We start from the raw sequence: 8,874 nt of genomic DNA, 5'->3' as shown, positions 1-8,874 counted from the left end.
GATATCCCCCATGAGCACAGAGACTAAAACAGCACCGTGGGCCCCGCAAGCGGAGCGAAGAAACACCCAGCTCAGGTGGTGTGGGAAAGGCCAACCCGAAAATGGAGGAATGAGCACCATGGGTGGGAAGGTGGCTGTGGGCGTGGAGTTGGCATGAGAAAAGCCCCTCAGGGAGGGGCTAGACGCGGTGTTAACCGCGGTCGACGGCGCGGTTGCGCAGGGCGCGGGCGAGGCGGTCACGCTGCTCGGTCACCGTGCGGCGCAGGCCACCGGCCAGGTCGCGAGAGAGGAATTCATCGGCGCGGTCGAGGGTCTCCTGGCTGACATCCCAGCGCGGGAACAACCCGGTCACCGTGGTCAGAGCAATCTCGTTGGACTGCGCGGACCAAATCTTTTCCGCCACGTCGAAGAACTCCGCACTCGGCAGGAGCTCGTCGGCGCCTACGAACGTCAGGCCCGCGAGCTTGGACTCCAAGTCGCGGTTGCCCAGTTCGCCGGCGACAATCTCGTCCCACACCGCGCGCTTGTTGTCCTCGGTATTAACCGCGGCCAACGCCTTAAGCGAGGCCTGGTAGCCTGTCGCGGTGTTATCGCGCTTGAGTTCCTCAGCCACCGCCGTCATGGCGGCGCCGGCGGCTTCGGGACCGGTGACGTCGGCAAGCGAGCCATCAGCGATGAGCGCGGTGAGCGCCTTCCAGCGCAGCCTCGCATCCGAGGAGGTCTTGAGGAGCTCCTGGAAGAAGGTGCGGGAGGCGTCGTGAAGCTTGATGCCAGCCAGCGCCTGGGTGAAGACGATGGAGCGCGCGGTGTTATCGGAGCGGGCGCCTTCAAGGAGGGCGTCGGCAAGCTGCGTATCCTCCTTTGCCCACTCTGGGTCGGCGTAAGTGGACTGGGCCATGGCAGCTTGGGAGAGGATGCGCTCCAGCACGGCGAGCTCGGTCTCCGCTGCCGCACCGCGGGCCACGAGCGCCACGAAATCGCGGGCGCGCATCGAGCCCGCGCGGGTCATCTCCCACGCGGTGGACCAGCACAAAGTGCGGGCCATGGGGTCCTCGAACTTCTCGATATTCTCCAACAGGAACTCAAGGGAACCCGCATCCAGCTCGATGAGGCAGTAGGTGAGGTCATCGTCGTTTGTCAGCACGAAGTCGATGTCCGCCTGCTTGCGGCCGATGAGTTCCGGAACCTCGGTGGAGGCGCCATCGATATCCATCTCGATGCGCTCGGTGCGCACCACCTTCTCACCCTGCAGCGCGTAGACGCCGACGGCGACGCGGTGCGTGCGCAGGGTATCGCCGCGCTGGGTGAGGAAGGCCTGGGTGATGGTGCCGGACTCGTCCGTCTCCAGCGCCACACCCAGCGTGTTGACTCCTGTAGTCTTCAACCACTGCTGCGCCCAGAAGGATAGGTCGCGCCCTGAGGCCTCCTCCAAGTGGCGCAGCAGATCCCCGAAGGTGGCGTTCGACCACTGGTGCTCCTGGAAGTGGCGGCGTACCCCGGCGAAGAAGTTCTCGCGGCCCACGTAGGCCTGCAGCTGCTTCAGCACCGACGCCCCCTTGGCGTAGGTGATGCCGTCGAAGTTCTGCTCCACGGTCTCAATATCAGAAGCATCCGTGGAAATCGGGTGCGTCGTGGGCAGCTGATCCTGCTGGTAGGCCCAGGCCTTCTCCACGTTGGCAAAGGTCACCCACGCGGTGTCGTACTGGGTCTCCTCCGCCTGGGAAATCGCCGCCGACCAGGTGGCGAAGGACTCGTTGAGCCACAGGTCATCCCACCACTGCATGGTCACCAAGTCACCGAACCACATGTGTGCCAGCTCGTGCAGGACGGTGTCCGCTCGGCGCTCATACTTGTAGTGCGAGGCTTGCGACGTAAAGACGTACTCATCGCGAATGGTCACGCAGCCCGCGTTCTCCATCGCGCCGGCGTTGAACTCCGGCACGAAAATCTGGTCGTACTTGCCAAAGGGGTAGGCGAAGCCGAAGTTGCGGTGGTAGAAATCGAAGCCCTGCTTGGTCTCCGTGAACAGGCGCTCGGCGTCGAGCGATTCCAGCAGGGAGGGGCGGCAGTAAATCCCCAGCGGCACCTCAACGGACTTAGCAGGTGAGCCCTCCGAGTGCTCCGCCAGCATGCCTGTCCACGTATCCTTCACGCCGGCGTACGGGCCCGCGCACAGCGCAATCAGGTAGGTCGACAGCGGGTAGTCCACCGCCGCGCGCACGGTATTGCCCGAACGCGTGATGGGGGAGTTCGTAATCACGGTCCAGTGCTCCGGAACCTCAAAAGCCAGCGAGTACGTCGCCTTCAAATCCGGCTGGTCAAAGCAAGCGAAGACGCGCTTGGCGTCGGCAGTCTCGAACTGGGTGTAGAGGTAAGCCTCGCCGTCGACCGGGTCAACGAAGCGGTGCAGTCCCTCGCCCGTGCGTGAATAGCGGATTTTCGCCACGACCTTCAGCTCATACTCCGCCACCTGTAAACCCGATAGCGGGATCCCGTACGTCGGGTCATAAGCGCTGGTGGGCAGGGGAGCGCCGTTGAGGCGGACCTCGAGAAGCTCGTCGCCGCGCAAGTCAATAAACGTAGAACCGGCCTTCTTAACTCGGAACTTCACCACCGTGGTGGAGGTGAAAAACTCCTCCCCGGTGAGGTCGAGGGCAACGTCATAGTGGCTTACCTCCACCATGTCGGAGCGCTGCTGGGCTTCCTCGCGGGTGAGGTTAATCGAGGTCATAAGGTGCATCTCCTCTTTCTCTGTACCTAAAGTCTCTGCACCAGCGTAGTCACACGCCTAGGGTGGGGTGCCAAAGACCACAGAAACAAAGGGGATTTACCGTGGCTCAACAAGTGACGTTCTGGTTCGACTGCTCATGCCCCTTCGCGTGGCTGACCTCGCGCTGGATTAAGGAGGTGGAGAAAGTCCGCGATATCGAGGTGACCTTCCAGCCGATGTCCCTCTCCGTTCTCAACAAGGGCCGTGACCTGGATCCGGAGTACATGAAGATGATGGAAGCCAACTGGGGTCCTGCCCGCGTGGCGGCCAAGATTGCCGTGGAGGCCCCGGACAAGGTCGATGCCTTCTACACCGCCATGGGCACCCGCATCCACACGGAGGGCCAGGGCGGCAAGAAGGGTTACGGAGCCTACGACGACATCATCAAGCAGGCGCTTGACGACGCCTCCCTCCCCGCCACCTTCGCCTCCGTGGCCAACACCGAAGAGATGGATGAGAAGCTTACCGAGTTCCACAACCGCGGCATCTCCGAGGTCGGCGATGAGGTCGGCACCCCGGTGGTGAAGTTCGGCGATACCGCCTTCTTCGGCCCGGTCATTACGCGCGTTCCCACCGGCGAGGAAGCTGGCGAGCTTTTCGACGCCTCCGTGCGCCTCGCCCAGTTCCCGTACTTCTTCGAGCTCAAGCGCTCCCGCACCGAAGAACCCCAGGTTTAACGCGTGCGGTTGCGCATTGCCGCCACGATGACGCAGACCAGGACGATAGGGGTGAGCACGAAAGCGGGAAGTCCCGCGATGTTAATGATGGGCAGATAGCTCTGCGCCTGGTATTCCTCCCACTCGGCGGCTAGCCACGTGGCCCACGAAGCGCCCGCAAGTATCGCTAGGACGCCGGCGGTGATTCCGCCGGCGGTGCGTGGCTTATGCAGGAGCCACCACAGACCCACGCCGAGGTGGGCCAGCGTCATCACTGCTGCCAAGAGAAGTGGCAGGATGAAGACGTTGTCGGTGAAGAAACCGGCGGCGAATAAACCTGCGCCGACAAGGATTGCGCCGACGTAAAGAAAGCAGACGCGTGTGGTCATGGGCATAGCGGGGTCCTTCCTAGGGGAGTAGACGTGCCCCACCATATCAATTTTGAGTTATTGCTAAAACGGGTCGGCGGGCGTGCCCGCTGACCGCTAAGATGTGGGCCATGCGCGTTTATTTAGGAGCAGACCACGCAGGGTTCGAGACGAAGAACGTCATCGCCGAACACCTGAAGAAACAGGGCCACGACGTCATTGACTGCGGTGCCCATGAGTACGACGCCGAGGATGATTACCCGGCTTTTTGCATTGAGGCCGCGCTGCGGACCGTCAACGATCCGGGCTCGCTCGGCATCGTGCTGGGTGGTTCCGGCAACGGCGAGCAGATCGCCGCTAACAAGGTGAAGGGCGCGCGCTGCGCCCTGGCGTGGTCCCCGGAGACCGCACGCCTGGCCCGCGAGCACAACAATGCCCAGCTCATCGGCATCGGTGGCCGCATGCACTCTGAGGAGGAGGCACTCGCCATCGTGGACGCTTTCCTTGATCAGGAATGGTCCCGTGCCGAGCGCCACCAGCGCCGCATCGACATTCTTGCCGAGTACGAGCGCACCAACATTCCGCCGGAGCTTCCGGAGGCTTAGTTCATGTCCTTGGGGTGAGTGCCGCCGCGGCCCTCTTCCCCAAGGTCGAGAACGGTGATGGCGGCCATCTCGGAATCATCAAGCTCAAAGCCGAATACATCGAAGTTCTGCGCGATGCGCTCCGGGTTTTCGGACTTCGGGAACACGATGACGCCATTTTGTAGGTGCCAGCGGATGATCACCTGAGCGGGGGAGACGCCGTATTTCTCGGCGGGCTCGGTGATTTCCGGCTGCTCGAAGAGATCCGTCTTGCCCTGGCCTAGTGGGCCCCAGGCTTCGATATGCACCTGGTGGGCGCGGAAGGCATCGAGCTCGCGCCAGCGCTGCAGGTAGGGGTGCAGCTCTACCTGGTTGACCACGGGGGTTTCATCAGTCTGGGTTTCCAGCTGGTCCAAGTGCTCAAGTTCGAAGTTGGAGACACCGATGGACTTTGCCTTGCCGGCCTTCTTCAGCTCGATGAGCTGCTTCCATGCCTCGACGTAGTGGCCGTTGTCCGGACAGGGCCAGTGGATGAGGTAGAGGTCAACGTAGTCGAGCCCCAGTTTCTCCAAAGATTCATCGAGGGCTGCGGCTGCGTCAGTTTGGCGGTCATTCCACAGCTTCGTGGTGATGAACAGCTCCTCGCGCGGGATGCCAGACTTGGCAATCGCGCGGCCCACGCCTTCCTCGTTGCCGTAGATGGCAGCGGTATCGATGTGGCGGTAGCCCACCTTGAGGGCCTCGAGGACCAGCTCTTCGGTCTTGTCGGGGTCAACCTTGAAGACGCCGAAGCCGAGCTGCGGGATGGAGTTTCCATCGTGCAATTTGATATTAGGTACAGTCATGCGGCCCACTCTACGCAGAGCTTGGTCATCCGTGCAGAAAACGATTAAAACCGCACCAACTACCTAAATTAGGTGGTTAGCGCGGCTTTTCCTTGGAGGGAATGACGGGAATCGAACCCGCGTCTTCAGCTTGGAAGGCTGAGGTATTAGCCACTATACGACATTCCCACAACCGGCAATCTTCAACTTTCAAGGTCTTGACTTTGAAAGTCTCAACGTTGAAAGCCGTTGAATCGGCGTGCCGACTACTTTAGCGCACGCGGGCGCTGAAAGGAAAATGGGAACTTAAGCGGGGTAAAGCGCGTTAGTTTGGGTAGGCGTACAAGCAAAACAACACATAGTTCGACACGCAATTCAACTCTGAGATGAAAGTGGTGCTTTCGTGAGCTCGTTATTGCTCCTTATCCTCGTCGTCGGTGGTGGCGCATGGTTACTCTCCTCGAGAAGCGGGAAAAAGCAGCAGGAGCTGCGAGAATCCCAACGTTTTGAGGACGCGATGGCGGATGCCCGCCGGTGGACCGAGCGCCTTGGCGGTCAGGTGATGAACTTGAGTGGCACGGATACTGCCTCCCAGCAGGCCATGGCGGATGCCTCCGAGCGTTTTACCGCCGCCAACTCGGCGATTTCCCGCGCCACAACCGCAAAGCAAGCGCACCTCGCGCGAGAGTCCGCGCTGGAGGGGCTGTACTATGTGGCGGCCGCGCGCGAGATTATGGGCATGGACCCAGGCCCCGAACTCCCGCCGCTGGAGGGTCAGCGCCAGGCCGGCAAGGTCACGGAAACCCGCACGGTGGAAGCAAACGGGGAGACGCTGACGGCGTCGCCAAGCGCATCTGCGCAAACCCCGAACTACTACCCGGGCGGTGTCGTGGCTGGGCGCCCAGTCCCGGCCGGTTGGTACTCGCGCCCGTGGTGGGCTGATGCGTTGACCACCGGCGTGTGGATGGTGGGTTACTCCATGATGTTCAACGCCATGTTCGCGGGCATGTCCGGCGTCGGCTACTCCGCCGCGGCGGCTGAAAGCGGCGACTGGGGTGGAGACCTCGGCGGCGCTGAAGGCATGGACGGCGGTGCCCTGGACGGAGCCGGTGATGTGGGCGCTGGCGATGTTGGGGGAGGCGACGATGGTGGCTTCTTCGATGGCCTCTTTGGCGGCGACGGAGGCGATGGCGGAATGTTTGATTTCGACTTCGACTTCTAAGCGGTTAAACATCCTCTGACATGCATAAATGAACCTAAAATGGGGCCGGTGTTGGGATAGTCAAGCGGCTATCGGTACACTAGCCCCAGTATGAAGCGCAGCTGCGTTCGGAGCTTCCGGGCGCAGAGGCTTTCCATACGGGGCGTGGCGCAGCTTGGTAGCGCACCTGCTTTGGGAGCAGGGGGTCGCAGGTTCAAATCCTGTCGCCCCGACGTATGGGGGCCTGGACACGCATCCAGGCCCCTTCATTACATTTTTAGACGATCACAATCAGGAGAGTTTCTCGTGAAGACCACCGTAGACAAGCTGAGCGATACCCGCGTCAAGCTCACCGTCAACGTTCCGTTCGCTGAGCTGGACAAGGAAATCGCTCAGGCCTACGCGGCGATCGCGCAGCAGGTTTCCATCCCGGGCTTCCGTAAGGGCAAGGCTCCGCGCCAGCTTATCGACGCCCGCTTTGGTCGTGGCCCCATCCTCGAGCAGGTAGTCAACGACATGCTGCCGTCCCGCTACGAGCAGGCCGTTACCGAAAACGATCTCAAGGTTATTGGTCAGCCGGAGATCGACATTGCCAAGCTGGAGGACAACGACTTCGTCGAGTTCACCGCTGAGGTAGATATCCGCCCCGAGTTCGAGGTACCGGACTTCTCCAAGATTTCCGTTAAGGTGCCGGCGCTGGAGACCTCCGAGGAGGACGTCGACAAGGCGCTCGAGGACTTGGCTTCCCGCTTCGGTGAGCTCAAGGACACCAAGCGCAAGATGAAGACTGGTGACTACGCCATCATCGACATCACCACCGAGGTTGACGGCACCAAGCTGGACGAGGCTTCCCACGAGGGTATGACCTACCGCATCGGCGACGACAACCTGATCAAGGGGCTCGACACCGCTCTGCGCGGCATGAAGACCGACGAGGACAACGAGTTCACCACCACTATCCAGTCCGGTGAGCACGAGGGCGACGAGGCCACCGTGAAGGTCCACGTCCAGCAGACCAAGGAGCGCAAGCTGCCGGATCTCGACGACGAGTTCGCACAGATGGCCTCCGAGTTCGACACCATTGACGAGCTGCGCGAGGACACCAAGACCCGCGTCGAGGAGTCCAAGAAGTCCGAGCAGGCTGCCGCTATCCGCGATGAGGTTCTCAAGGCCGCGCTTGCCGACGTTGACTTTGAGCTCCCCGCCTCCGTGGTGGACGAGCAGGTCCACGCTCAGCTGCACCAGGTCATGGGGCAGCTGGCTCACGACGAGAAGGCTCTGGCTCAGCTGCTTGAGGCGCAGGGCACCACTCGCGAGGAGTTTGACGCTGATGCGCGCAAGTCCGCTGAGGAATCCGTGCGCACCCAGCTCTTCCTGGACGCACTCGCCGAAGTCGAGGAGCCGGAGGTGTCCCAGCAGGAGCTGACCGACCACATCCTCTTCACCGCGCAGTCCTACGGCATGGACCCGAACCAGTTCATCCAGCAGCTGCAGTCCAGCAACCAGCTGGGCAACCTGTTCTCTGACGTTCGCCGCGGCAAGGCCCTGGCTATGGCTATCTGCCGTGCAGAGGTCACCGACGAGGCTGGCAACAAGGTTGATGTTGACCAGTACTTCGGCGAGATCGACGAGGACGAGGCTGAGGCTTCCGAGGAGAAGTAATCTCCCGCTTGTAATGTGCCGCTGCCACATGTGTGGTGGCGAGCGCGCGTGAAACCCCGGATTCAGGTAACTCAAGGATGAGCCTGAATCCGGGGTTTGTGTCAGTGTGAACGCCCTCTAGGAGTCTTTGAGTACTTCGTAGAGGGCGTGATGGGTGTTGGCTGGGGATACCGCTAGCCGTTTGTGGCTCTAAAGGCCTTGTCGGTTAGCTGCAGGAAGCGCATAACGTAATCCCTGACAAAGTCTGCGGTGCGTTCATTGAGATGTCCGGACTCTTCGAAAAGGGTGGGGGATTGACCCAGAAATACTTCGGGCTGACCCGGAAGCGGCATATCGAAGTAGGACAGGGCGAGGCGAAGGTTCTTCTGTGAACTGTAGCCGCCCATGCGGCCTACAGAGTGGCTAATGATACCTGCGGGAAGGTTCTTCCACGCCACAGCTGAGTTGGGCTTAGAGCCGATGTCCACTGCGTTTTTGAGGCAGGCGGGGATAGTGCGGTTGTTCTCTGGCGTAATGAAGAGGATCCCGCTCGAGTTCTTGATGGTCTCGCGAAAGGTGGTGTACTCAGCCGGAGTGGGCTTGTCCGTGACGGCGGGGTCATCGTAGTCGAAGTCATAGAGCGGCAAGTCACGGATTTCCACGATGTTTGCCTCGTAGTCTTCAGGGATCATCGTGAGCACCTCGTGTGCAATCTTGCGTGCAAATGACTCTCGGCGCAGGCTGCCGACGATAACGCTGATACGTGGGGTGGTCATGGTAAACCTTCTTTCTTAGTTGGGTGTAGGGAGACGTGGTCAAGGGAGAAAAGG

At 61.2% G+C, this 8,874-nt stretch carries 8 protein-coding genes and 2 tRNA genes; 5 read left to right on the top strand and 5 right to left on the bottom strand.

Annotated elements, in window-relative coordinates:
* Positions 1–190: 190 nt before the first annotated feature.
* Positions 191–2,731 (bottom strand): aminopeptidase N, encoded by a 2,541-nt coding sequence (pepN, locus tag HMPREF2808_RS09410; RefSeq protein WP_070624523.1) that lies wholly within the window; start codon positions 2,729–2,731, stop codon positions 191–193.
* A 101-nt stretch (positions 2,732–2,832) separates the two neighbouring features.
* On the opposite strand from pepN, the gene HMPREF2808_RS09405 reads away from it, so the two are divergent.
* Positions 2,833–3,447, top strand: coding sequence for a mycothiol-dependent nitroreductase Rv2466c family protein (locus tag HMPREF2808_RS09405; protein ID WP_070597434.1), 615 nt, complete (start codon positions 2,833–2,835; stop codon positions 3,445–3,447).
* On the opposite strand, the gene HMPREF2808_RS09400 is transcribed toward HMPREF2808_RS09405, so the two are convergent.
* Positions 3,444–3,815 (bottom strand): hypothetical protein, encoded by a 372-nt coding sequence (locus HMPREF2808_RS09400; RefSeq protein ID WP_070565211.1) that lies wholly within the window; start codon positions 3,813–3,815, stop codon positions 3,444–3,446. The two genes, HMPREF2808_RS09405 and HMPREF2808_RS09400, sit on opposite strands and share 4 nt — an antisense overlap.
* Positions 3,816–3,925: 110 nt before the next feature.
* Here HMPREF2808_RS09400 and HMPREF2808_RS09395 point away from each other — a divergent pair, with 110 nt between their 5' ends.
* Positions 3,926–4,399 (top strand): ribose-5-phosphate isomerase, encoded by a 474-nt coding sequence (locus HMPREF2808_RS09395; protein WP_010191143.1) that lies wholly within the window; start codon positions 3,926–3,928, stop codon positions 4,397–4,399.
* Here the strand turns inward: HMPREF2808_RS09395 and HMPREF2808_RS09390 are convergent.
* Both HMPREF2808_RS09390 and HMPREF2808_RS09385 read right to left on the bottom strand, forming a co-directional pair.
* A complete protein-coding gene (locus tag HMPREF2808_RS09390; protein WP_070597435.1) occupies positions 4,396–5,223 on the bottom strand; it encodes an aldo/keto reductase in 828 nt (275 codons plus the stop codon). The genes HMPREF2808_RS09395 and HMPREF2808_RS09390 overlap by 4 nt on opposite strands.
* 93 nt (positions 5,224–5,316) lie before the next feature.
* Positions 5,317–5,391, bottom strand: a tRNA-Gly gene (locus HMPREF2808_RS09385).
* Positions 5,392–5,605: 214 nt separating this feature from the next.
* Between HMPREF2808_RS09385 and HMPREF2808_RS09380 the strand changes: the two genes are divergently transcribed.
* From HMPREF2808_RS09380 to tig, 3 genes are all read left to right on the top strand, one after another.
* Positions 5,606–6,424 carry a hypothetical protein gene (locus tag HMPREF2808_RS09380; RefSeq protein ID WP_070597436.1) on the top strand — a complete coding sequence of 273 codons (819 nt, stop codon included), beginning with the start codon at positions 5,606–5,608 and terminating at the stop codon, positions 6,422–6,424.
* A 138-nt stretch (positions 6,425–6,562) separates the two neighbouring features.
* Positions 6,563–6,636, top strand: a tRNA-Pro gene (locus tag HMPREF2808_RS09375).
* A gap of 73 nt (positions 6,637–6,709) precedes the next feature.
* Positions 6,710–8,065, top strand: coding sequence for a trigger factor (gene tig, locus HMPREF2808_RS09370; RefSeq protein ID WP_070524649.1), 1,356 nt, complete (start codon positions 6,710–6,712; stop codon positions 8,063–8,065).
* A gap of 173 nt (positions 8,066–8,238) precedes the next feature.
* Here tig and HMPREF2808_RS09365 read toward each other — a convergent pair whose 3' ends face one another.
* Positions 8,239–8,820, bottom strand: a complete 582-nt coding sequence (locus HMPREF2808_RS09365; protein WP_070564612.1) for an NADPH-dependent FMN reductase — start codon at positions 8,818–8,820, stop codon at positions 8,239–8,241.
* Positions 8,821–8,874: the final 54 nt, after the last annotated feature.

The sequence above is a fragment of the Corynebacterium sp. HMSC078A10 genome (assembly GCF_001811565.1).
Taxonomy (GTDB): domain Bacteria; phylum Actinomycetota; class Actinomycetes; order Mycobacteriales; family Mycobacteriaceae; genus Corynebacterium; species Corynebacterium hesseae.
Note: the sequence above shows the minus strand (reverse complement) of the source record. Positions and strands in the feature narration are given on the sequence as shown.

Excerpts from the sequence above, each read along its gene's own strand:
- pepN (WP_070624523.1), bottom strand. The coding sequence starts at position 2,731 with ATGACCTCGATTAACCTCACCCGCGAGGAAGCCCAGCAGCGCTCCGAC.
- HMPREF2808_RS09400 (WP_070565211.1), bottom strand. The coding sequence starts at position 3,815 with ATGACCACACGCGTCTGCTTTCTTTACGTCGGCGCAATCCTTGTCGGC.
- HMPREF2808_RS09395 (WP_010191143.1), top strand. The coding sequence starts at position 3,926 with ATGCGCGTTTATTTAGGAGCAGACCACGCAGGGTTCGAGACGAAGAAC.
- HMPREF2808_RS09390 (WP_070597435.1), bottom strand. The coding sequence starts at position 5,223 with ATGACTGTACCTAATATCAAATTGCACGATGGAAACTCCATCCCGCAG.
- HMPREF2808_RS09365 (WP_070564612.1), bottom strand. The coding sequence starts at position 8,820 with ATGACCACCCCACGTATCAGCGTTATCGTCGGCAGCCTGCGCCGAGAG.